Origin of the sequence: Roseateles sp. 22389, assembly GCF_052044995.1 — a bacterium.
In the GTDB taxonomy this organism is placed as follows: Bacteria; Pseudomonadota; Gammaproteobacteria; order Burkholderiales; family Burkholderiaceae_C; genus Roseateles.
In genome coordinates, this window is record NZ_JBQEOF010000001.1 from 561709 (window position 1) to 583160 (window position 21452).

Here is a 21452-nt window from a genome sequence, read left to right on the forward strand (position 1 = left end):
GGGCGGTTTTCCCCGGCCCGCTGAATGCGTCCCCGCGCGGGCGGCCGGTACAGATCGCTGCCGCACATCATGTCCACCGTTTCCGACCGCTGGTTGTTCTGGGGCCCGACGCTGATCTGGGCCAGCACCTGGCACGTGATCCTCTACCAGCTGGGCTCGGGGGTGCCGATCCTGAACTCGGTTGGCTGGCGCTTCGGGCTGGCGGCGCTGATGCTGGCGGGCTTCGCGCGCTGGCAGAAGCTGTCGCTGAAGCTGCCGCTGTCGGCGCACGGGCTGATGCTGGCGACCGGCATCGTGCAGTACAGCGGCAACTACTTCTCCGTCTACGAGGCGGAGCGCCACATCCCCAGCGGCCTGGTCGCGGTGCTGTTCTGCCTGATGGTGTTCGGCAATGCCCTGTCCGGGCGGATCTTCTTCGGCCAGCGGGTGACGGGGCGCTTCCTGGCGGCCTCGGCCGGCGCGGTCGCGGGCGTGGTGATGATCTTCTGGCCGGAGATCGCCTCGACCGGCGCGCGCCCGACGGCGGCCTATGGCCTGGCGATCGGACTGGCGGCGGTGCTGGCCGCCTGCATCGGCAACGTGCTGACGCTCACCCTGACCCGACGCGGGCTGCCGCTGGTGCCGGTGCTCGCCTGGAGCATGGGCTACGGCGCGATCTTCCTGCTGGTGGCGTCGTTGGCGACGGGGCAGGGCCTGAACTTCGCCTGGACCTCGTCCTATGTGCTGAGCCTGCTGTACCTGGCGGTGTTCGGCTCGGTGATCGCCTTCGTCCTGTACTTCAAGCTGGCGCAGCGCCAGGGCACGGCGCGCGCGGCGCTGACCGGGGTGGTGATCCCGGTGATCGCGCTGGGGATCTCCGCGATCTTCGAAGGCTGGCGGCCGACGCTGCTGGCGCTGGCCGGCATGGTGCTCTGCCTGGGCAGCATCTACGCGGCGACGCGGCCGCAGCGCTGAGTTCAGCCGCCGCAGGATCCGCGGGAGGACCTCAGGACTTGAGCGCGGCGCCCGCCTTGCGCCGGCGCGCCGCCACGCCGATCGCGGCGACGCCGGCCAGCATCAGCGCGTAGGTCGAGGGTTCGGGCACGGCTGCGGCGACCTCCGTGATCGACACGAGGCGGCCCACGCCATCGACCCGGACACCGTTGTACAGCCCGTTCTGCGACAGGCTCGAATCGAACCACTGCAGCTGGACGCATTGCTGGCACTGGGTGCTCTGCTGGAGCATGTCCAGGAAGTAGGCGAGCGGCTCGCGGTCGTCGTAGCTGTCGGCCGAGGCCGTGGAAAAGGCGCTCCGCCCGCTCAGCGCGACGAAATTCTGGAAACCCGCACCGGAGGCGTCCTGCCAGATCTCGGTGCTGACCACGCCCCATCCTTCGGAAGCGCCAAGCACCTGCTGGTTGTCGGTCCAGGAGCGGACGTTCCGACTCCGCGTCGCCGACGTGTAGACCTGGTGCGTGACGCCTGCGGCGCCGTCGAAAGTGTTGGTCGACGCGGAGGGCAGCGAGGGGATCTGGGCTGCCGTGGCGTCGTTCGTCGCCCAGTTGGCATAACGCTCGACCGCTGATCGGGAGTCGTAGCTGCGGCCGAAGCTGGAGTCGGTCGACACCTGATGGGTGGTGGAGAAGGTCGATCGCCCGGGTGTCGCGCCGATCTCGAAGGTCAGGCTCATCGAAAAAGACTGGCCTTGGAGGGGGAGGTCCTGCAGGAAGCCGGCGCAGTCGACGGAGTCCGCCGGGCAATCCACCATCTTGTTGCCAGACCTCAGCGTGCCCTCGAAGTCGACCTTGTAGGTCGTGGCCATCGCCGTCGTCTGCCCCAGGCCGGCGCAGAGCGCGATGGCCATCCAATGCTTCTTCATGGGTTCGTCCCTGTCGTCGTGATCGATGCCGGGACGCAGCAGGCGGCCGTCAATTCGATGTGCGCCGCCACGGCGAGCATCCGCCCGCCCATCTTCTTGTGCATGAGGTCCCTCCCGAACCGGGGGGGATTCTCTTCGTGTCAGCTTTGCAAAGCCGCCGCTCACCCCCCGCATTCGCAGGGGCTGCTCGCGCATCGTCACTTCGCCCAGCCGATCTCCGCCGCCGTCGCCGGACCGATGACCGTCTCGCCCAGGTTCGAGGGAATGCGCGCCTCGCCCTCGCGCACCGGGATGCGGCCGGCCATCAGTTCCGCGGCGGATTGCGGATAGCGCGGCTCCTGCCGCGGCGCGGCGTAGCCGTCCGGAAACACCGGTGCCAGCGTCGAGCGGTCGTACTTGTCCGTCGCGCCGAAGGTGTGCAGCGCCTCGTGCGCGATCACCACCTCGTTCTGCGCCTGCTGGCCGCGCGCGGCGAAGAGATGCACCAGCCCCAGCCGCCCCTTCTCCAGCCCGATCGAGTGGGGCAGCGCGCCGGCGTAGTCCGGCGGGTGGTACATCAGGAACAGCTTCACATCGGGCACCGGCGAGCTCGCCGGCGTCTGGCGCCAGGCCCACCAGCGCATCCGCAGGCTCCAGGCGATNCCACCCGCACGCGCTTGCCCAGCACCACCCGCACCGGCTGCGACAGCGGCACGCCGTAGCGCCGCGCCTCGTCCTGGAAGTAGGGCTCCAGCCGCGCGAAGGCCGACTCGTCCAGCCGGCCCAGGTAGGCCTCGGTCTCGGCGTCACCGCCGGCGCTGATCGGATAGAGCGTCACCACCTGCGGCCGCTTCCACGACTGCGCCTGCCAGCGGCCGACCAGCGTCGTGCCCGCCACCGTCACCAGGATCCCGAGCAGGACCAGGATGCGGAGTGCCTTGAACATGTCTTCTCCCTCGTGAATGGCTTCAGTCGACGCGCACCTTGCCGCGTCCGGCCTTGATGTCGCCGCGCTGGGATTTGGCCTCCAGGCGGCGCTTCTGCGAGCCGTGCGTCGGGCGCGTCGGCCGGCGGGTCTTGGGCGTGTGGGCCACGCTCTGTGCCAGGGCGACCAGCCGCGCGATCGCGTCGGCGCGGTTCTGCTCCTGGCTGCGCGACTCCTGCGCCTTGATGACGACGATGCCCTCGGCGGTGATGCGCTGGTCGCTGAGCGCCAGCAGCCGTTCCTTGATCACCGCCGGCAGCGTCGAGCGCCGGATGTCGAAGCGCAGGTGGACGGCGCTGCTGACCTTGTTGACGTTCTGCCCGCCGGGTCCGCTGGCGCGGATCGCGGAGATCTCCAGCTCCCAGTCGGCCGGCGTCCAGTCCAGGTGCATGACGCCGACGCGACCAGGCGCTCGCCGGGTCTCAGCCCAGGGTCTCGACGTGCACCGGCACGCGCCGGGCCAAGGCGCACATCAGCTCGTAGCCGATGGTGCCGGCGGCGCGGGCCACCTCGTCGATCGGCAGCACCGCGCCCTGCGGGCCCTGGCCCCACAGCGTGACCTCGCTGCCGATGCCCTCGGCCGGCAGGTCCGTCAGGTCGACCGCCAGCATGTCCATCGACACGCGCCCGATCGTCGTGCTGCGCTGGCCGCCGACCAGCACCGGCGTGCCGTGCGGCGCGTGGCGCGGGTAGCCGTCGGCGTAGCCGCAGGCCACCGTGCCGATGCGCATCGCGCGCTGCGCCACGAAGCTGCTGCCGTAGCCGACGCTGTCGCCCTCGCGCAGCTGCTGGACCGCCAACACCTTGGCCCGCAGCGTCATCGTGGGTTTCAGGCCCCAGTGGGCGATGTCGTGCTCGGGGAAGTCCGGCGCGCTGCCGTAGGTCATGATCCCGGAGCGCACCCAGTCGGCGCGTACCGCCGGATCCTGGCTGTGGCGCAGGATCGCGGCGCTGTTGCTCAGCGAGCGCTCGCCGGGCAGGTCGGCCGTGGCCTCCTTGAAGACCGCCGTCTGGTGCGCGATGCCGCGCGGGCCGTCGGCGTCCGAGAAATGCGTCATCAGCGAGATCTCGTCCACCTGCGGCAGGGCGTTCAGCCGCGTCCAGGCGCCGCGGAAGGCGCTGGGCGTGAAACCCAGCCGGTTCATGCCGCTATTGAGCTTGAGGAACACCCGGTGCGGCTCGTGCGTCTTGTGCATCGCCAGCCAGTCCACCTGCTGCTCGTGATGGACGGCGTGCCAGAGCTTGAGCCGCGAGCACAGCTCCAGGTCGCGCGTCTCGAAGCATCCTTCCAGCAGCAGGATCGGGCCGCGCCAGCCCAGGTCGCGCACCCGCTGCGCCTCGTCCAGGTCGAGCAGCGCGAAGCCGTCGGCGGCGCGCAACGCGTCGAACACGCGCTCGATCCCATGGCCGTAGGCGTTGGCCTTGACGACGGCGAAGACCTGCGCGTCCGGCGCGCGGGCGCGGGCACAGGCGATGTTGTGGGCCAGCGCGGGCTGGTGGACGATGGCTTCGATCGGACGCGGCATGGGTCGGCATTGTGCCGCGCAGGAACGGTTTCACGCCCCGTGGCGGTGCGAGGGGGGAGGGGTCGGAAGGGTCGGAAAAGCGGTGCGAAATAGCACAGAGCCGCTGTCCCGGGAAGGTCTGTTACGAAAACGAGCGCGTGCTATAAACCCGCCGCAGCGCTGCCTTTCCCCACCCCGTGGACCCAGCGTGATCACCGCAGTTCCAGGTATGCCGGGTCGATGAAAAAAGGCTTCTACACCATCATGTCAGCGCAGTTCTTCAGCTCGCTGGCTGATAACGCGCTGTTCGTCGCCGCCGTGGAACTGCTCCGCACCAGTGGAGCCGCCGAATGGCAACGCGCCGCGCTGGTGCCGATGTTCGCGCTGTTTTACGTGGTGCTCGCACCCTTCGTCGGTGCCTTCGCCGACGCGGTCCCCAAGGGCAAGGTCATGTTCATCTCCAACACCATCAAGGTGCTGGGCTGCCTGAGCATGCTGGTGGGCGTCCATCCGCTGATCGCCTACGCGATCGTGGGCCTGGGTGCCGCCGCCTATTCGCCGGCCAAGTACGGCATCCTGACCGAACTCCTGCCGCCGTCCCAGCTGGTCAAGGCCAATGGCTGGATCGAAGGCCTGACCATCGCCTCCATCATCCTTGGCGCCGTCTTCGGCGGGCAGCTGATCGGCGCCAAGGCCTCGGCGGTGCTGCTGGCGATCGACGTGCCCTTCATCGACACCGGCATCGACACCCCGCCGGAGGCCGCCATCGCCTTCATGGTGGTGCTGTATTTCATCGCGGCGCTCTTCAACCTGCGCATCCCCCGCACGGAGGCCCCCCTCCAGCCCATCGCCCACAGCGCGACCGACCTGGTGCGGGAGTTCGCCGCCTGCAACTCGCGGCTGTGGCAGGACAAGCTGGGCCAGATCTCGTTGGGCATGACGACGCTGTTCTGGGGCGTGTCGGGCAACATGCGCTACATCGTCTTCGCCTGGGCCGCCGCGGCGCTGGGCTACGGCACGACGCAGGCCTCGGCGCTGGCGGGCGTGGTGGCGATCGGCACGGCGGTGGGCGCGGTGGTCGCCTCGGTGGCGGTGCGGCTGGACAAGGCCACCAGCGTCATCCCGCTGGGCATCGGCATGGGGCTGCTGATGCTGGTGCTGAACTTCATCGACAACCTCTACCTGGCCATCCCGTTCCTCATCCTGCTGGGCGGCATCGGCGGTTATCTGGTGGTGCCGATGAACGCGCTGCTGCAGCACCGCGGCCACAACCTGATGGGCGCCGGGCGTTCGATCGCGGTGCAGAACTTCAACGAGCAGGCCTGCATCCTGGGGCTGGGCGCGCTGTACACGATGCTGACCCGCTTCGGCACTTCGGCCTTCGGCTCGATCACGATCTTCGGCCTGCTGGTGGCGGGGATCATGTGGGTCGTCGGGCGCTGGCATGCGCACAACAAGCGCGAGCACACCGAAGAGCTCGAGCGCCTGCTCGCGATCGCGCGCAGCGACAAGCACTGAGGCCGGCCACGGCCGCTGGGCGGCGTCTCGACGACCAGGCCGCCGGTGGTCAGCACCTGCTCGATGTGCTCCGACCACGCGCGGCCAATCTTCAGGCAGCCGCTGTGGTTGAGGTGGATCTCGTTGTGCCAGTCGCCGCTGATGCCGCTGGCTCCCGGCGCGGCTGCGGCCAACGGCACGGTGGTCGAATCGAACACGAACAGTCCCGGGAACTGCTCCTTGTCCGCCATCAGCGACTTCAGCAGTTGCGCCAGGTGCATCACCATCAGCCGGCTGACTGCGGCCCAGTCGGCCGCCGGGATCGCGTAGGCCTTCAGCGCCGGATACAGCCACGGCCCGTGGCCCGCATCCTCCGCGCCGGCCGGCCTCGGCATCGGCACCGCGTAGCAATGCATGAACACCGGCTTGCCGGCGGACGGCCCCTGGTCGCGCAGCGTCAGCAGGTGACGCAGGTTGGCCTTCAGGTAGTCCGCGTAGGTCGCCCAGCCCGGCTCCGAGAAGTAGCGGCCGACCCCCGCCGACGGCGGCCCCCATTCGGTCTGGCGGCGCAGCAGGCGCAGGTGCAGCGGCACCTCGGCGCCGTCGATCTGGGTCGGGGTCTGCGCCGCCTTGATCAGGTCGTTGCCGCCGACGGACAGCAGGATGCCGTCCCACACCGGCGATTCCGGCGCCGTCAGCAGGCGCACGAAGTCCGGCGCGGACTCGAGCTCGACCACCTTGGACAGGCTTTCGCGCTGGCCGGCGCAGTTGATCGCGACGGCGGGTTTGGTCAGCACCAGTTCCTGGAGCAGGTTCGCATGCGCGCTGAGCTTGGCCTGGGCGGTGGAGAACCAGGAGTCCCCTTGGGCCAGCAGGCGCCAGTGGTAGCCCTGCAGGTCGGGCCCGGGGGTGGACTGCAGATCCTCGGGGGCGAAACAGGCCAGGTGATCCAAGAGAAGCTCTCCCTAGTTTGGTGGACGGGTCACACGCGACAGGGTAGGCCGCGTGCATGACAGGCGCACGGCGCCCCGATTGGAGGGCAGGGTCAGTCCTTGCGCCATGCTACAAACCCTGGGCATTGTTGGCCGCGCCGCAAGCCGGTTCCAAGTCCCTCCCCCGGGACTGTTGCGCAAGCCCCACCTCTGTCCCTTCCCTCTGTCCCCTGGCTCCCACCGCCGTTCCCGCATGCCGATCCTCGCCTTGATGCTCAACGCCACCATCTGGGGGCTGTCCTGGTGGCCATTCCGTCAATTCGAGGGGGCGGGCATGCACCCGCTCTGGACCACGGTGATCATGTACGCGCTGTCCTGGGCGGTGGTGCTGCTGAGCCAGCGCGGGGCGGTGTCCGAATGGCTGCGCTCCCCCGGCCTGTGGGTGGTGACGCTGGCGGCCGGGATGACCAACACCGCTTTCAACTGGGGCGTGTCGACCGGCGACGTGGTGCGGGTCGTGCTGCTCTTCTACCTGATGCCGTTGTGGGCGGTGCTGCTGGCGCGGGTGGTTCTGCACGAGCCCTTGACGGCGATGGCGGGGTTGCGGATCGCCCTGGCGCTGGGCGGCGCGCTGGCCGTGCTGGCGCCCGCGGACGGCGGCTGGCCGGTGCCGTCCAGCCTGCCGGACGTGCTGGGGCTGGTCGGCGGCATGACCTTCGCGTTCAACAACGTGATGCTGCGCCGCGAGGCCGCCCGCAGCCCGGGGGCGCGGGCGCTGGCGATGTTCACCGGCGGCGTGCTGGTGGCCGGCCTGTCGGCCGTCGCCATGGCGGGCCACGGCCTGGCGCCCTGGCCCTCGCTGCCGGGGGCCGTGTGGCTGCTGCCGCTGGCGGGCATGGCGCTGCTGTTCTTTGTCTCCAACCTGTCGCTGCAGTACGGCGCGGCGCGGCTGCCGGCGAACGTCACGGCGGTCGTGATGCTGACCGAGGTCCCGGTGGCGGCGATCTCGGCGCTGCTGCTGGGCGGCGGCACGCTGGACGGCAAGACGGCGCTGGGCGGTGCGGCGATCCTGGGCGCGGCGATGCTGGCGGCCCTGGAGCGCCACCGCGCCTGATCCGCCGCGCCGCGCTAGGATGCACCCCGGCCCACCCGGCCCCAACGAGGAGGTCCCCCATGAGCGCCAATGGCAAGACTGCCTTCGACTTCGACGCCGTCAGCATCGCTGGCGAGCCGGTCGCGCTGTCGCAGTACCGCGGCCGCGTGCTGCTGATCGTCAACACCGCCAGCGAGTGCGGCTTCACCCCGCAGTTCAAGGGCCTGGAGGACCTGTGGCGCGACTACCAGGCCCGCGGGCTGGTGATCGTCGGATTCCCGAGCAACGAGTTCGGCGGCCAGGATCCCGGCAGCAATGAGGAGATCGCCTCGTTCTGCCAGCTGAACTATGGGGTCAGCTTCCCGATGATGGCCAAGGTCAAGGTCAACGGCGGTGAGGCGCATCCGCTGTGGCAGTGGCTCAAGGGCGAGAAGCCCGGGATCCTGGGGACGCAGGGCATCAAGTGGAACTTCACCAAGTTCCTGGTCGGGCGCGATGGGCAGGTGCTCAAGCGCTTCGCGCCGAACGACGCGCCGGCGGCGATCCGCGGCGAGATCGAGGCGGCGCTCGGCGGCTGAGCGGCCTCAGCGTCAGGTAAGGCCGGCCGCGACCGGGCCGATCCGGCAACGCGGATTTGTCGGATGGCTGACATTCTGGCCGCGCACGACGGCCCGGAGTCCATCGCCATGGAAGACGCACTCGGGCGCATTGCCCACCACTTCGTCCGTTTCGCCGAGATCGACGGCCAGGATGACCCGCTGTACCGCGCCCTCGCGACGGTCATCGGCGGCGATGCCGCGCTGATGGGCCTGCTCATGGAGGCGCCGCCGACGCAGCGCCTGCCCGTGCTGCTGCTGGCGGCGCTGCATGAGCGGATCCTCGCGGGCGATCCCCATCCATTGGCGGCGTATTACGCCAGCGTCGGCGGGACGCGCGCGCCGGATGACGCCTTGCCGGCGACGCTGCGGGACTTCATCCGGCGCGAGGACCCGGCGCTGCGCGCGCTGATCCGCACCCGCACGACGCAGACCAACGAGACTGGTCGCTGCGCGGTGCTGCGGCCGGCCCTGCAGGCGCTCGCGACGCGGCTGGGCGGGACGGCGTCGGCGCCGGTGGAACTCGCGCTGTTCGACTTCGGCTGCAGCGCCGGCCTGAACCTGGGCGTCGACCGCTATGCCTATGACGATGGCGTCGAGGTCACGCCGGGCGCGAGCGCCGACGCGCCGGTGATCCGGACGCAATGGCGCGGCGAACGCCCCACCGGCCTGCTGGGCGCGCCGCGCTGGCGGGCGGCGCGGCGGATGGGCGTCGACCTGAACCCGGCCGACCCCGCCGACGCAACCGCCGCCCGCTGGCTGCGCGCCTGCCTGTGGCCCGGCGACGCCGCCCGGCGCGAGCGCCTGGACCGCGCGCTCGCCGATGCGCGGCGGCATCCAGTGCCGCTGATCCGCTCGGCGGACGGCCTGTCGGTGCTCGAGCGCTGGATGGCGGACCTGCCGGCCGGCGTCACGCCGGTGATCGTCAATGTCTGGGTGCTGGCCTACTTCGACGCCGAGGCCTTCCGCGCGCATGTCGAGCGCATCGAACGCCTGGTCCGCGAGCGCGGCCTGGCCTGGATCAGCGGCGAGATCGGCAAGCTGGCGCCGCTGCCGTCGCCGCCCGACTGTCCGCCGGGCGAGTCGCCGGGCAGCGGCACCTTGTGGACGCTGCAATGGGCCGATGGCGGCGAGCCACGGACCGAGGCGCTGGCGTGGTCCCATCCGCATGGCCGGTGGATCGAGTGGCTGGAGGCTTGAAATCCGGCGTTCGAGGCTGGTGGCTGGTGGCTGGTGGCTGGTGGCTGGTGGCTGATGGCTGATGGCTGATGGCTGATGGCTGATGGCTGATGGCTGGCGGCTGGCGGCTGGCGGCTGGCGCAGGCGCCTCCACCGCCGGTTCAGTGCGAGGCCGCCGCGGCCGGTCCGCCCGGCACGACCTGGAGCTCGTTGAAGACGGCCTCGACATCGTCCAGCTGCTTCACCAGCGCTTCCAGCGCCGCGGCGTCCCCGGCGCTCCGCACGCAGCCCTGCAGCCAGATCCAACGCCGCTGGCCGAGCGCCCAGACGCTGGTCGTGGCGGCGAAGCGGCCGTCCGCGGCGATGGCTTTCTGCACCCGCGGCATGATTTCCTTGTCGTAGAGATACGCGTTGGGCAGGCGGCAGCGGCCACTCTGGAAGCAGCTCGTGCCGCGCTCGATGCGACCGTGGGCCTGGGCCCGGGCTTCAGCCTCGGTGAGCAGCGGGCCCGCCGGGACCGGGCACACCGAAGGCGGGATCGCCGACGTCAACTGGACGAAGGGATCGTCGAAGACATTGCGGCGGACGTCGTCGCCGAGCGCCGGGCCGGTGGCCAGGGCCAGGACCAGCACGACGCTCCCGAGCCGTCGGCGCCGTGCCGGTGCCGGACGCGGGAAATCCGTGACAGGGGAGCGGCCGACGGGCGAGGGTGTCGATGGCATGAGCGCGAGCCTGCCTCAACGCGCGCCCGGCCGCCAGGGCCGCCGCGACGGCTGAAGGGCCTCAGCGCATCGGTAACGCCGCCAGGGATGCCGCGAGCGCTTGCGTCGCTCCGCACACGAAACACTTTCAGCGCGGACGGCGGAGCGGTCTGCCGATAGGATCGGCCCTTCCTTCGCTCCCCCGAGGGAGCGGCGACGACAAGCACCCCACCGATCGGAGACCTCGACGATGCTGGCTTCCTTCCCTGTCTGGCGCCGCGCGGCGCTCGCCCTGGCCGCGATGGCCGCCCTCGGCGCCCAGGCCCAGACCGTGCCCGAGCTGCAGGCCTTGGCCGCCAGGGAGCAGCCCCAGCTGATGAAGACGCTGCAGCAGCTTGTCGAGATCGAGTCCGGCAGCTCCGACCGCCAGGGCCTGGACCGCATCGCCGGCCTCATCGCCCAGCGGCTGCGTGAGCTCGGCGGGCAGGTGCAGCTGATCGATCCCGACACGACCATCGCGTCGCCGACCTCCGACGCCGGCGACGGCCCCGCCAAGGTGGGCCAGATCGTGCGCGCGTCGTTCAAGGGGGGCAGCGCCACCGGCAAGCGCGTGATGCTGATCGCGCACATGGACACCGTCTACCAGCGCGGCGGCCTGAAGCAGCAGCCCTTCCGCATCGACGGCAATCACGCCTACGGCCTGGGCATCGCCGACGACAAGCAGGGCGTGGCGACCATCCTCCACACGCTGGCGATGCTCAAGGCGGTCGGCTTCAAGGACTACGCCGAGATCACCGTGCTCATCAACGGCGACGAGGAGATCGGCTCGCCCGGATCGAACGCGCTGATCACCCGGCTGGGCGGCGAGCACGACGCGGTGCTGTCCTTCGAGGGCGGCGGCGGGCCGACGACGCCGGACACGGTGCGGCTGGCCACCAGCGGCATCGCGTCGGTGGACCTGAAGGTCAAGGGGCGCTCGTCGCATGCGGGCGCGGCGCCGGAGAAGGGCGTCAACGCGCTGTACGAGATGGCCCACCAGATCATGCAGACCCGCGACCTGTCCGACCCGAAGAACGGGAAGCACCTGAACTGGACGATGGCCAAGGCGGGCTCGGTGCGCAACGCGATCCCGGAGCGGGCCGAGGCCAACGGCGACGCGCGGGCGGACCGCGTCGCCGATTTCGACGGCATGGAGGCCGAGCTGCGCAAGCGCATCCAGAACAAGCTGCTGCCGGAGTCGGAGATCACGCTGAGCTTCGACCGCCGCCGGCCGCCGCTGCAGGCGACGGAGGCCTCGCGCGCCCTGGCCGCCAAGGCCAAGGCGCTGGCCGACGAGCAGAAGCTGGAGCTGGTCGTCCGTGACCGTCCCACCGGCGGCGGCACCGATGCAGCCTATGCCGCGCTGGCGACCAAGGCGCCGGTGATCGAAGGCCTGGGCGTGCGCGGCTACGGCGCGCACAGCAGCGACAGCGAGTTCGTCGTCATCGACGCCATCGCGCCCAAGCTCGTTCTGGTCACGCGCCTGGTGATGGCCATCGGCAGCGGCAAGGCGCTCTGACGAACCCCTCGGCGATTCAGGGACGGCTCACGCCTTCGGATACAGGACCATCTGCGTGCAGCGGAACAGCGCGATCGTCTTGCCGTCGTGGCTGACGGTCGCGTCCCAGACCTGCGTCGTGCGGCCCATGTGGACGGCCACGGCGGTGCATTCGATGACGCCGTCGCGGGCGGTGCCCAGGTGGTTGGACTTGAGCTCGACGGTGGTGAAGTTGCTGGCGCCGTCCGGCAGCGAGGCGATGCAGCCGTAGCCGCAGCAGGTATCGGCCAGCGTGACGACGCTGCCGGCGTGCAGGTAGCCGTTGGGCGCCATGACCTGCTGGCGCACGGGCAGCCGCGCGTGGACGCGGCCCTTCTCGACCTCGACGATCTCGATGCCCAGGTGGCCCGGCAGGCAGGCGGCGCCACGCGCGTTGAAGTCGGTGATCATGTGATTCGGTGGGGCAGGTGATGCGAAGCCGGCATTGTCGTCGTGCTGTACCGGTGCGCTGGCGGCGGGGCTGTTGCGGTGGGGACGGGTCCGGCTGGGGATAATGGCCGCCGCCGTTTGTCCAACCTGGAGTTCCCAGCATGTTCCAGCACGTCGACGCCTACGCGGGCGATCCCATCCTCAGCCTGAACGAGGCCTTCCAGAAGGACCCGCGCACGCAGAAGATCAACCTGTCCATCGGCATCTACTTCGACGACGACGGCCGCATCCCGATGCTGGATTCGGTGCGCCGGGCCGAGCTGGCCGTGGTGGAGCAGGCCGGCGCCCGGCCCTACCTGCCGATGGAAGGCGCCGCCAATTTCCGCACCGAGGTGCAGAAGCTGCTGTTCGGCGCCGACAGCGAGGCGCTCAAGAGCAACCGGGTGGCGACCATCCAGGGCGTGGGCTCGTCGGGCGGCCTGAAGGTGGGCGCGGATTTCATCAAGCGCTACTTCCCCGACAGCGCCATCTACCTGAGCGACCCGACCTGGGACAACCACCGCGCCGTCTTCGAGGGCTCGGGGCTGGAGTGCCGCAGCTACCCGTACTACGACGCCAAGACCGGCGGCCTGCGCTTCGAGGCGATGCTGCAGGCGCTGTCGGAGGCGCCGGCGCGCAGCATCGTGCTGCTGCATGCGTGCTGCCACAACCCGACCGGCGTGGATCTGTCGCAGTCGCAATGGGACGCGCTGATCCCGGTGCTGAAGGAGCGCGAGCTGATCGCCTTCCTGGACCTGGCCTATCAGGGCTACGGCGACGGGCTGGAGCAGGACACCTTCGCGATCCGCGCGTTGGCCGCCGAGGGGCTGAGCTTCTTCGTCGCCAACAGCTTCTCCAAGAACATGAGCCTGTACGGCGAGCGCTGCGGCGCGCTGTCGGTCGTGTGCCCGGACGCGGCGCAGGCGGCCAACGTGCTGGGCCAGCTGAAGTTCACCATCCGCCGCAACTACTCCAACCCGCCGATGCATGGCGGCCAGGTCGTGGCCAAGGTGCTCGGCGACCCGGCGCTGCGCGCGCTGTGGGAGGGCGAGGTCGAGGAGATGCGCGAGCGCATCCTGGCGATGCGCAATGCGCTGTTCGAGGTCATCACGGCCAAGATTCCGGGGCGCAACTTCGATTACTTCCTGACGCAGCGCGGCATGTTCAGCTACACCGGGCTGACGCCGGAGCAGGTGGACCGGCTGCGCGAGGAATTCGGCGTCTACATCCTGCGCTCGGGCCGGATGTGCATCGCCGGCTTGAACACCCGCAATGTCGAAGCCACCGCGAATGCGATGGCGGCCGTGCTGGCCTGAACGGACCGCTCTTTCTCATCCCCTCTCCCCAGGGAGAAGGAAAGGAGTCATTCGGCTGGCGTGCTCTGCACCTGTCGATGCACATCCGCATCATTCCCTCTCCCCCCGGGAGGGGGAGAGGGTAGGGTGAGGGGGTTCTTGCCGTAGCGCTGCGGCAGATCGAAAGACCCCTCACCCCCACCCTCTCCCCGCGCGGCGGGGAGAGGGAGTCATTCGGCTGGCGCGTTGTCTGTCACCGCGCCGTCACTGCGCTGCCACCTCGCTGGCACCGCATTTGCGCGCATTCAACAGGGTTATGGGTGGCGGCCTCGCTTTCATTGGCTGAGGCCGGCGCGAATCCGTACGCTCCCGGACCATTCAAGAATGAATTCGTCCGGGATGAAGCAACTCGTGGTGATCGGTGGCGGCGTCGTTGGCGTCACCACCGCCTGGGCCCTGGCGGAGGCGGGGCACCGGGTGACGCTGGTGGAGCGCGAGGCCGCGCTCGCCACCGGCGCGAGCCGGGCGAACGGCGGGCAGCTCAGCTACCGCTACGTGTCGCCGCTGGCCGATGCCGGCGTGCCGCTGAAGGCGCTGCGCTGGCTGCTGGACCCCGACGGCCCGCTGCGCTTCAAGCCCGATGGCACCGCCGCGCAGTGGCGCTGGCTGGCCGCCTTCCTCGCCCACTGCCGCGGTCCGATCAACCAGCGCACCACCGAGCGCCTGCTCGAACTGGGCGCCTTCAGCCAGCAATGCTTCGGCGAGCTGCAACGCCACGCGGCCCTCGACGCCATCGAGCTGCGCACCCCCGGCAAGCTGGTCGTCTACCGGAAGGCCGAGGAATTCGCCCGCGTGGCCGCGCGCGCGCCGGGCGGACCGGAACGCGCGTTGACCCGGGACGAATGCCTCGCCATCGAACCCGCGCTGGGCGATGGCGGCGCGGACTGGCTCGCGGGCGGCATCTTCACGACGGGCGAGGCCGTGGCCGATTGCCACGCGCTCAGCGTCCAGCTGGGCGAGCGCCTCGCGCGGCATCCGAATTTCCAGGGACGGCTGCAGGCGCATGCGACCGGTTTCGTCGTCGAGGGCGAGCGCGTCGTCGCGCTGCGCACCGACCAGGGCGAACTGGCGACCGGCGGGGTCGTGCTGGCGGCCGGGCTGCAGAGCGCGGCGCTGGCGGAGCTCGTCGGCCTGCGGCTGCCGCTGTATCCGCTCAAGGGCTATAGCCTGTCCGCGCCGATCAACGGCGTGCACCGTCCGCCGACCGTCAGCGTGACCGACTTCGAGCGCAAGACGCTCTACGCCCGCATCGGTCAGCAGCTGCGCGTGGCGGCGATGGTCGATCTGGTCGGCGAGGACACCCGCATCGATCCCAAGCGCCTGGCAGCCTTGCAGCGCAATGTGCGCGAGACCTTCCCGAAGGCCGCCGACTACGACCGCGCGGTGCCCTGGGCCGGGCTGCGGCCGGCCACGCCGTCCGGCGCGCCGATGCTGGGCGAGACGCCGCTGCGCGGGCTGTGGCTGAATGTCGGCCATGGCGCCCTGGGTTTCACCTTCTCCTTCGGCTCGGCCCGCATCGTGGCCGACCTGGTGTCCGGCAAGCCCAGCCCGATCGCGCTGGACGGCCTGCAGCTGCGCGCTGCCTGAGGGTTCGCGGTGACGGACGGACGCAGCGCGCCCTCGCCCGCCGCGCCGGCGGACGGCCGCGCGCCGCTTCGTCCAGGCGCCCGTCCCGCCCAGCCCTTGACCCACGCCGCCCTGGCCCAGGCCTTGCGCGAGGCGGTCCTGGCGCAGGACTTCGGCGCGACGCTGGATCCGCAGGACGAGGGGCGACCGATCCGGCACTTCCCCAGCATCGACCTGGCCGTCGCGGCCTTCCCCGAATCGGGACCGCCGGTGTGGGCGAACGTGGCGTTCTCGCGCGAGCATCCGCAGGGCCTGATCGCCGAGCTGCCGGCCGATGGCGGGCCGGTGCGCAACCTGCGCTTCCTGGCGGACCAGCGCGATGCCGACGGGAACTCGATCGCGTGGCGCCCGGGCTCGGATTGGTCCGCGATGGACTGGGTGCCACTCGCGGGCGCCGTGGGCGAGGGCGGCGGCCGCGTGGTCGCGCCCTATCCGGCGTCGCTGCTGAAGCTGATGGTGCTGGTCGGCATCGGGCGGCTGGTCGACCAGGGACGCGCTGGCTGGTGGCAGTCGCTGGAATACGGCGGCCGCGAGCGCGTGGTAGCCGACTGGGCCTATGACATGGTCACCTGGAGCAGCAACGAGGCGACCTCGGCGCTGGTGACGCTGATGCATGCGGTCGGCGCGATCCGCCGCGACGGAGGACGCGAGGTGCGCAACGAGCTGCATGCGCTGTTCGCGTCGCTCGGGCTGACGACGCTGCGCCTGGCCAACACGACGGCTGAGGGCGGCTGGGGCAACGCGGCGGGGTCCGGCGTCGGGCAGATCCAGATGACGGCGTGGGACACGGTGCGCCTGCTCTGGTGGCTGGACCCGACCGCGCCCCGCGCGCCCTGGCTGGCGGCCGACGCGCCGCGGCTGTCGCCCGAGAGCCGCAACCAGGCGATGCATGCGCTGCAGGACCAGGCGCTGCATCAGGTGCTGTCGAGTGGCGCCTTGGCGGGCGTGCCGGGCTGGCTGCCGTGCCTGCCGGCGCGGCTGCCGTCGCGGTGGTTGCAGCCCGACGGATCGCTGCACGCGGGCGAGGTGTCGCTGCCGGGCGACCTGCGGCGCTTCGCGGCCGGCGGCGAGGTCTGGTTCGCGCACAAGACCGGCAACACGGAGAACTACGCGTCCGATGCCGGCATCGTGCGCGGCATCGCGCCGCGCCAGCGCCATTACCTGATCGCGCTGCTGACCAGCCTCGGGTCGCGCTACGCTCCCGATCCCCGCTGCCCGACGACGTGGCGCATCCCGGCGCTCGGCGCCGCGATCGACGCACGGATGGCGGCGTGGCTCGAGGCCTGAACTCGACGGTTGATCGTGATGCCTTCCACCACCCTGCTGCTGCCTCCCCTGCCCGGGCGTGCCTGCCTCGGCGTCATCGCCCCCGCCGGTCCGCCGCGCGAGGGCGGGCTCGATCAGGTCGTGCCGATGATCGAGCGGCTGGGCTTTCGCGCGAAGGTGTTCCCGGGTTGCGCGGGTCCCGCGTTCCTCGGCCATCTCGCGGCGGACGACGACCGGCGGCTGAACGACCTGGAGGCCGCGCTGGCCGATCCCGACGTCGACGCCGTCATCGGCCTGCGCGGCGGTTACGGTTGCATGCGGCTGCTGGACCGGATCGATCGCGCGCTGCTGCGCCGCTTCCCGAAGCCGCTGATCGGCTACAGCGACCTGACGGCGCTGATGGCGCTGCGACAGCAGGAGGGCCTCGCCAGCTGGCATGCGCCGATGCCGGCCTCGGACTGGTGCAAGGGGGAGTCGGGATGGGCCGATGCCGTCGCGCTCGCGCAGCGGCTGCGACGGGGTCTGCGGGAAGGGGAGCGGCTCGGGCCCGCGCTCGCACCGCATCCGCTGAATCGCGGGACAGCGCCCGTTCGCGGCGTGCTCACGGGAGGCAATCTCGCGGTGCTCGTGGCGCTGCTGGGCACGCCGTTCATGCCCGACCTGCGGGGCTCGGTGCTGTTCCTCGAGGACGTCGGGGAGGATCCCTACAAGATCGATCGCCTGCTGTGCCAGCTGCGCCTGAGCGGCGCGCTCGACCAGCTGACGGGCGTGCTGCTGGGCAGCTTCAGCGATGCGGACTCGCCGGATGAGGTGCTGGCCGATTACTTCGGCGGGCTCGGCGTGCCGGTGCTTGCCGGTTGGCCAAGCGGCCATACGTCGCCGAACCTTCCGCTGCCGATCGGTGTCGCGGTGACGCTGGATTCGGTGGCGGGGACGCTCGAAGCCTGAACAGGTTGCCTCCATCGGAGGGCCGACTTCAGGGCGACGACTTGCCACGCAAGACCTGGCACTCTTCTCGTCCACGAAGATGCGAGGAGGTCGACATGGCTCGCGCCGTGTATCTGGTCCCAGGCTTTCAAAAGTGGAGGCGCAAGCAGGGCATGCGCAGACGGTGATCTCTGCCGTGCCGTGGCTGAAATGGAACGCGGCCTGATCGATGCAGATCTTGGTAGTGGACTCTTCAAGAAGCGGATTGCACGATCCGGCGCCGGCAGACGCGATGGCTTCCGCGTGATCGTCGCCCATCGACCGGGCGCGCCATGGTTCTTCATCGAAGGCTATGCGAAGAACGTCCTCGCCAATATCGATGACGCGCGGATGCAGGGATGCAAGGAAGCGAATGCGCTCTTGGAAGAGATGCATGGCGACCAGTTGGCGTGGGCTATCAGTTCGGGAATATTGAAGGAGGTGATCTGTGATGCGTAAGCGCAAGTACGACTCGATTGACCGCATGGTGAAGACCGGGCGGGCCTTGCATGCCTGCGGGTGTGCCAGCGATGAACGAATGCAACGCCTGGCCTGGTGCGGCATTGCACCGCCGGCGCCGCTGACGCCCGACGAGGTCCGGGCCATCCGGGAGGAGGCGGACCTCAGCCTCTATGTCTTCGCGAACATGCTCAGCACGACAGCGCGGCTGCTGCGCCGCTACGAGCAAGGGCTGGATCGACCGACCGGTCCGCTCCTGCGATTCCTGCACACGATCCGGGAGCAGGGCGTGAAACGCGTCTTCCCCTTGACCTCGGCCGCACTGGGCGGCAAGGCGTAAAAAAGCCCGCCGGTTCCCCGGCGGGCTTTCGTGTGTCCGAGGCCGCCGCGCGAGGCGGTAGGCCATCGGAGCGATCAGAAGAACTTGTAGTCCAGCCCCAGCGTGAACGAGCGCCCGCGCGGGTCGGCGACACGCGGCTCCCACGAGCTGCCCGAGCCGGTGTTGCTGTCGTAGCTGTTCGCGAACGGCGGGCCCTGGTCGAGGATGTTCTTGATGCCGGCCGTGATCGTCAGGTTCTTGATGCCGGTGTAGGCCACGCTGACGTGGTGCAGGTAGTACGGCTTGACCCACGGGTCGAAGGCCGGCGCCGTCGCGTTGCCGTTGGCGATGCCCGGCGGCACGTAGCCGTAGTAGCCCGTCGAGTACTGCTGGCGCAGCGACCAGGCCCAGTCGCCATAAGCGTAGGTGATGTAGGCGCTGTGCTTCCAGCGCAGGCCCAGCTCGCTCGAGCGCGTGAAGCGGCCGACCTCGCTCGGCCCGAAGGGCACGTTGTCCAGCAGCTTGGACTTCTTCTCCAGCAGGTAGGTGCCATCCAGGCCGGCCGTCAGGCGGCCGCCGTTGAGCGGCGTGCTGCCGCGCATCGACAGCTCCAGCCCGCGCGTGCGCGTCTCGCCGGTGTTGATCCAGCGCGTGTCGACGATCTTCAGCGCGCCGGTGCTGTCACGCAGGAAGGCCTCGGGGAAGAGCTGGTAGTTGTTCAGGATCTGCGACAGCGTCAGGCTCTGGATCTGCCCGTCCCGCTTGATGTCCCACAGGTCGACGCTCATGTTGAAGGCCGGCGAGGGCTGCCACACGAAGCCGATGTTGGACATCTTCGACTCCTCCGGCCGCAGGTCCGGCTTGCCGCCGAAGAGCGTGTTGAAGGTGATCGCCTGGCAGCCCGGCGCGTTGCTCACCACGTTGCCGGGGCAGGTCGCCGGATCCGGCACGCCGGCGCCGGTGTAGGGCGACTCGGTCACGCCGTTGAACAGCTGGTTGAAGGTGGGAACCCGGAAGCCGGTGCTGTACGACGCGCGGAACACCAGGCTCTCCAGCGGCTGGTAGCGCACCGAGGCCTTCGGGTTGGTCGTGCTGCCGAAGCCGGTGTACTTGTCATAGCGCACCGACAGGTTCAGGTCGAGGTTCTTGACGATCGGGATGATGGTCTCGCCGAAGATCGCGCCCACCTTGCGCTTCACGCCGCTCAGCGCGTTGATGTTGTCGAACGGCGCGTTGTAGACCCAGGTGTTGATGTCGTTGGTGTTGACCGAGGTGTTGCCGTCGAAGCGGTACTTCTCGATGCGGTAGTCCACGCCCAGCGCCGCCATCACCTCGCCCGCCGGCAGCTTGAAGACCGGGCCCGACACGGTGGCGTCGAACTGGTCGGTCGTGTACTTGCCGCCATAGAGCTCCGTCCCCGCCGCCGAGATGGCGTTGAGCGCCGCCAGCGCCGCCGGCGTCTGCGACTCGCCCGCCAGCAGGAAGGGGTTGAGCACGCCGGTGTTGATCAGGTTGGCCAGGCCGACGTAGTTGTGATAGCCGCTCTCCAGCGTCGAGGTGCTCTTGCTGTAGGCGTGTGAGGCGCCGGCCTTGTAGTCCCAGTCCTTGAGGAAGGGCAGCGGGCCGTCCAGGCTCAGCAGGTAGCGGCCGGTGTCGGTGTCGGTGCCGATGGCGCGCTCGCCGCATTCCATGCAGCGCCAGCGGAAGGTCATCGGCAGGCCCTGGTTGGCGGCCAGCGAGGGGAACTGCGCCACCAGCGCGTCGAACACCCGCTGGTAGCCGGCACCGCTGGACGGATAGGCCAGGTCGGCGAAGGGGTTGCGCGTGGTCGTGCCGTTGGGCAGCCCCAGCGTCGAGGTCGACGCGGCGCTGCTGATCTGGTTGGGCGAGAAGTACTTGGTCGACTCCGACTTGCCCAGCAGCAGTTCGCCGGTCAGCAGGTGCTCGCCGAGCTTGAGCTGGCCGCGAGTGACCAGGTTGGTGTTCTTGACCGGCTGCTGGATGACTGCGGCGCGTCCGGTGTCCCAGGCGCAGCCGAACTGGTTGGCCGGCGAGGCGGAGGCCGAGTTCCACAGCTTCTCCGCATACGGCCCCATGCCCGGCTGGGAGGCGCAACCGGCCTGGCCGGGCAGGTCCAGGATGTTGACGCTGTTGATCGCGGCGCCGTTGTACAGCGGGCCGGTGTTGGCGTTGGAGCCCGGGCGGCTCAGCACGTTGCGGATGGTCGTGCCCGTCGTCGTGGGCAGGAACAGCGTTGCGAAAGGCGTGCCGCGCGTGTCCGGCGACAGGCCGCGCTCGGGCTGGAAGCTGTTGACGAAATCGCGCTGCGAGCCGTCCAGGCGCTTGTTGTCGGTCACCGACAGCACCGCCAGCAGGTTGAAGCCGTCCTTGTCGATGTTGCCGCCGCCGCCGGTCAGCGACGCGCGGTAGATGTTGCCGCCGCCGTGTTCGGTCACGTCGGTGAAGGCGCTGGCCTGCAGGCCCTGGTAGTCCTTGCGCAGGATGAAGTTGATGACGCCGCCCACGGCATCGGTGCCGTAGGTCGAGGAGGCGCCGTCCTTGAGCACCTCGACGCGCTCGATGGCGGCCATCGGGATCTGGTTCAGGTCGACGACGCCGCCGTTGAGGCCGTGCGCGGCGATGCGGCGGCCGTTCAGCAGGATCAGCGTCGCGTTGGCGCCTTGCAGGCGCAGGTTGGCGGAGGTCGCGCCGTTGTTGCCCCGCGCCTGGCCCGACACCACGTCGGCGTTGGAGGCCAGGTTGTCCAGGCCGTTGCCGTTGGCCGAGAGCGTGGCGATCAGCTGCTCGGCCGACACGATGCCCTGGCGGTCCAGGTCCCGGCGGGAGATCGTCTGCACCGGCAGCGCGCCTTCGTCCTGGATGCGCTTGATGCTCGAGCCGGTGATCTCCACCCGCTCCATCTTCTGGACCTCCTGCGACCAGGCCGCCGCATGGGCGCCCAGCCCCACCACCACGAGACAGCGAGCGAGTTGATTCAGTTTCACGACCTTCTCCTTGTTAACCGGACCCGGCGTCCTGCAACGCCGCCAACGACGGAGGCGCGACCATTGGCGATCGACCTGTTGCGAGCTGCGAACGATCTTCAAGCACGAGACGATTTCAAGGTCCTA

At 70.0% G+C, this 21452-nt stretch carries 19 protein-coding genes; 12 read left to right on the plus strand and 7 right to left on the minus strand.

The window, feature by feature from the left end; translation table 11 throughout:
• Positions 1-69 precede the first annotated feature (69 nt).
• A complete protein-coding gene (locus ACTJKJ_RS02495; protein WP_440819488.1) occupies positions 70-954 on the plus strand; it encodes a DMT family transporter in 885 nt (294 codons plus the stop codon).
• Between the two features lie 31 nt (positions 955-985).
• Here the strand turns inward: ACTJKJ_RS02495 and ACTJKJ_RS02500 are convergent, their stop codons facing one another.
• From ACTJKJ_RS02500 to alr, 4 genes are all read right to left on the minus strand, one after another.
• Entirely contained in the window at positions 986-1858 is an 873-nt protein-coding gene (locus ACTJKJ_RS02500) for a PEP-CTERM sorting domain-containing protein (RefSeq protein WP_440819489.1), read from the minus strand.
• A 197-nt stretch (positions 1859-2055) separates the two neighbouring features.
• Positions 2056-2481, minus strand: coding sequence for a hypothetical protein (locus ACTJKJ_RS02505; protein WP_440819490.1), 426 nt, complete (start codon positions 2479-2481; stop codon positions 2056-2058).
• Positions 2482-2805: 324 nt separating this feature from the next.
• A complete protein-coding gene (arfB, locus tag ACTJKJ_RS02510) occupies positions 2806-3213 on the minus strand; it encodes an alternative ribosome rescue aminoacyl-tRNA hydrolase ArfB (RefSeq protein WP_091729111.1) in 408 nt (135 codons plus the stop codon).
• Between the two features lie 31 nt (positions 3214-3244).
• On the minus strand, positions 3245-4348 hold the full coding sequence (alr, locus tag ACTJKJ_RS02515; protein ID WP_440819491.1) for an alanine racemase: 1104 nt from the start codon (positions 4346-4348) through the stop codon (positions 3245-3247).
• Positions 4349-4567: 219 nt separating this feature from the next.
• On the opposite strand from alr, the gene lplT reads away from it, so the two are divergent.
• From lplT to ACTJKJ_RS02535, 4 genes are all read left to right on the plus strand, one after another.
• Positions 4568-5845 (plus strand): lysophospholipid transporter LplT, encoded by a 1278-nt coding sequence (gene lplT, locus ACTJKJ_RS02520; RefSeq protein ID WP_091729106.1) that lies wholly within the window; start codon positions 4568-4570, stop codon positions 5843-5845.
• 1164 nt (positions 5846-7009) lie between these two features.
• Positions 7010-7870 carry a DMT family transporter gene (locus ACTJKJ_RS02525; RefSeq protein ID WP_183483421.1) on the plus strand — a complete coding sequence of 287 codons (861 nt, stop codon included), beginning with the start codon at positions 7010-7012 and terminating at the stop codon, positions 7868-7870.
• Positions 7871-7929: 59 nt separating this feature from the next.
• Entirely contained in the window at positions 7930-8427 is a 498-nt protein-coding gene (locus ACTJKJ_RS02530; protein WP_091729093.1) for a glutathione peroxidase, read from the plus strand.
• Between the two features lie 63 nt (positions 8428-8490).
• Positions 8491-9645, plus strand: a complete 1155-nt coding sequence (locus ACTJKJ_RS02535; RefSeq protein WP_440819492.1) for a DUF2332 domain-containing protein — start codon at positions 8491-8493, stop codon at positions 9643-9645.
• A gap of 140 nt (positions 9646-9785) precedes the next feature.
• On the opposite strand, the gene ACTJKJ_RS02540 is transcribed toward ACTJKJ_RS02535, so the two are convergent.
• Positions 9786-10256 (minus strand): BON domain-containing protein, encoded by a 471-nt coding sequence (locus ACTJKJ_RS02540; RefSeq protein ID WP_440819493.1) that lies wholly within the window; start codon positions 10254-10256, stop codon positions 9786-9788.
• Between the two features lie 319 nt (positions 10257-10575).
• Between ACTJKJ_RS02540 and ACTJKJ_RS02545 the strand changes: the two genes are divergently transcribed.
• Entirely contained in the window at positions 10576-11883 is a 1308-nt protein-coding gene (locus ACTJKJ_RS02545) for a glutamate carboxypeptidase (RefSeq protein ID WP_440819494.1), read from the plus strand.
• A 27-nt stretch (positions 11884-11910) separates the two neighbouring features.
• On the opposite strand, the gene ACTJKJ_RS02550 is transcribed toward ACTJKJ_RS02545, so the two are convergent.
• Positions 11911-12312, minus strand: a complete 402-nt coding sequence (locus ACTJKJ_RS02550; protein WP_147241772.1) for a PaaI family thioesterase — start codon at positions 12310-12312, stop codon at positions 11911-11913.
• A 140-nt stretch (positions 12313-12452) separates the two neighbouring features.
• Between ACTJKJ_RS02550 and ACTJKJ_RS02555 the strand changes: the two genes are divergently transcribed.
• From ACTJKJ_RS02555 to ACTJKJ_RS02580, 6 genes are all read left to right on the plus strand, one after another.
• Positions 12453-13646 carry an amino acid aminotransferase gene (locus tag ACTJKJ_RS02555; protein WP_440819495.1) on the plus strand — a complete coding sequence of 398 codons (1194 nt, stop codon included), beginning with the start codon at positions 12453-12455 and terminating at the stop codon, positions 13644-13646.
• Positions 13647-13871: 225 nt separating this feature from the next.
• On the plus strand, positions 13872-15272 hold the full coding sequence (locus ACTJKJ_RS02560) for a D-amino acid dehydrogenase (RefSeq protein WP_440819496.1): 1401 nt from the start codon (positions 13872-13874) through the stop codon (positions 15270-15272).
• Positions 15273-15368: 96 nt separating this feature from the next.
• A complete protein-coding gene (locus ACTJKJ_RS02565; protein WP_440819497.1) occupies positions 15369-16598 on the plus strand; it encodes a serine hydrolase in 1230 nt (409 codons plus the stop codon).
• Between the two features lie 18 nt (positions 16599-16616).
• Positions 16617-17525 (plus strand): S66 peptidase family protein, encoded by a 909-nt coding sequence (locus tag ACTJKJ_RS02570; RefSeq protein ID WP_440819498.1) that lies wholly within the window; start codon positions 16617-16619, stop codon positions 17523-17525.
• A gap of 189 nt (positions 17526-17714) precedes the next feature.
• On the plus strand, positions 17715-18002 hold the full coding sequence (locus tag ACTJKJ_RS02575; protein ID WP_440819499.1) for a type II toxin-antitoxin system RelE/ParE family toxin: 288 nt from the start codon (positions 17715-17717) through the stop codon (positions 18000-18002).
• On the plus strand, positions 17995-18342 hold the full coding sequence (locus ACTJKJ_RS02580; RefSeq protein WP_297379940.1) for a helix-turn-helix domain-containing protein: 348 nt from the start codon (positions 17995-17997) through the stop codon (positions 18340-18342). Before ACTJKJ_RS02575 ends, ACTJKJ_RS02580 begins: the two co-directional genes overlap by 8 nt.
• Before the next feature lie 74 nt (positions 18343-18416).
• Here ACTJKJ_RS02580 and ACTJKJ_RS02585 read toward each other — a convergent pair whose 3' ends face one another.
• Entirely contained in the window at positions 18417-21326 is a 2910-nt protein-coding gene (locus tag ACTJKJ_RS02585) for a TonB-dependent receptor domain-containing protein (protein WP_440819500.1), read from the minus strand.
• Positions 21327-21452: the final 126 nt, after the last annotated feature.

Coding starts and splice junctions, on each gene's coding strand:
- ACTJKJ_RS02495 (WP_440819488.1), top strand. CDS start 70: ATGTCCACCGTTTCCGACCGCTGGTTGTTCTGGGGCCCGACGCTGATC.
- ACTJKJ_RS02500 (WP_440819489.1), bottom strand. CDS start 1,858: ATGAAGAAGCATTGGATGGCCATCGCGCTCTGCGCCGGCCTGGGGCAG.
- ACTJKJ_RS02505 (WP_440819490.1), bottom strand. CDS start 2,481: ATGCGCTGGTGGGCCTGGCGCCAGACGCCGGCGAGCTCGCCGGTGCCC.
- arfB (WP_091729111.1), bottom strand. CDS start 3,213: ATGCACCTGGACTGGACGCCGGCCGACTGGGAGCTGGAGATCTCCGCG.
- alr (WP_440819491.1), bottom strand. CDS start 4,348: ATGCCGCGTCCGATCGAAGCCATCGTCCACCAGCCCGCGCTGGCCCAC.
- lplT (WP_091729106.1), top strand. CDS start 4,568: ATGAAAAAAGGCTTCTACACCATCATGTCAGCGCAGTTCTTCAGCTCG.
- ACTJKJ_RS02525 (WP_183483421.1), top strand. CDS start 7,010: ATGCCGATCCTCGCCTTGATGCTCAACGCCACCATCTGGGGGCTGTCC.
- ACTJKJ_RS02530 (WP_091729093.1), top strand. CDS start 7,930: ATGAGCGCCAATGGCAAGACTGCCTTCGACTTCGACGCCGTCAGCATC.
- ACTJKJ_RS02535 (WP_440819492.1), top strand. CDS start 8,491: ATGGCTGACATTCTGGCCGCGCACGACGGCCCGGAGTCCATCGCCATG.
- ACTJKJ_RS02545 (WP_440819494.1), top strand. CDS start 10,576: ATGCTGGCTTCCTTCCCTGTCTGGCGCCGCGCGGCGCTCGCCCTGGCC.
- ACTJKJ_RS02550 (WP_147241772.1), bottom strand. CDS start 12,312: ATGATCACCGACTTCAACGCGCGTGGCGCCGCCTGCCTGCCGGGCCAC.
- ACTJKJ_RS02555 (WP_440819495.1), top strand. CDS start 12,453: ATGTTCCAGCACGTCGACGCCTACGCGGGCGATCCCATCCTCAGCCTG.
- ACTJKJ_RS02570 (WP_440819498.1), top strand. CDS start 16,617: ATGCCTTCCACCACCCTGCTGCTGCCTCCCCTGCCCGGGCGTGCCTGC.
- ACTJKJ_RS02575 (WP_440819499.1), top strand. CDS start 17,715: ATGGAACGCGGCCTGATCGATGCAGATCTTGGTAGTGGACTCTTCAAG.
- ACTJKJ_RS02580 (WP_297379940.1), top strand. CDS start 17,995: ATGCGTAAGCGCAAGTACGACTCGATTGACCGCATGGTGAAGACCGGG.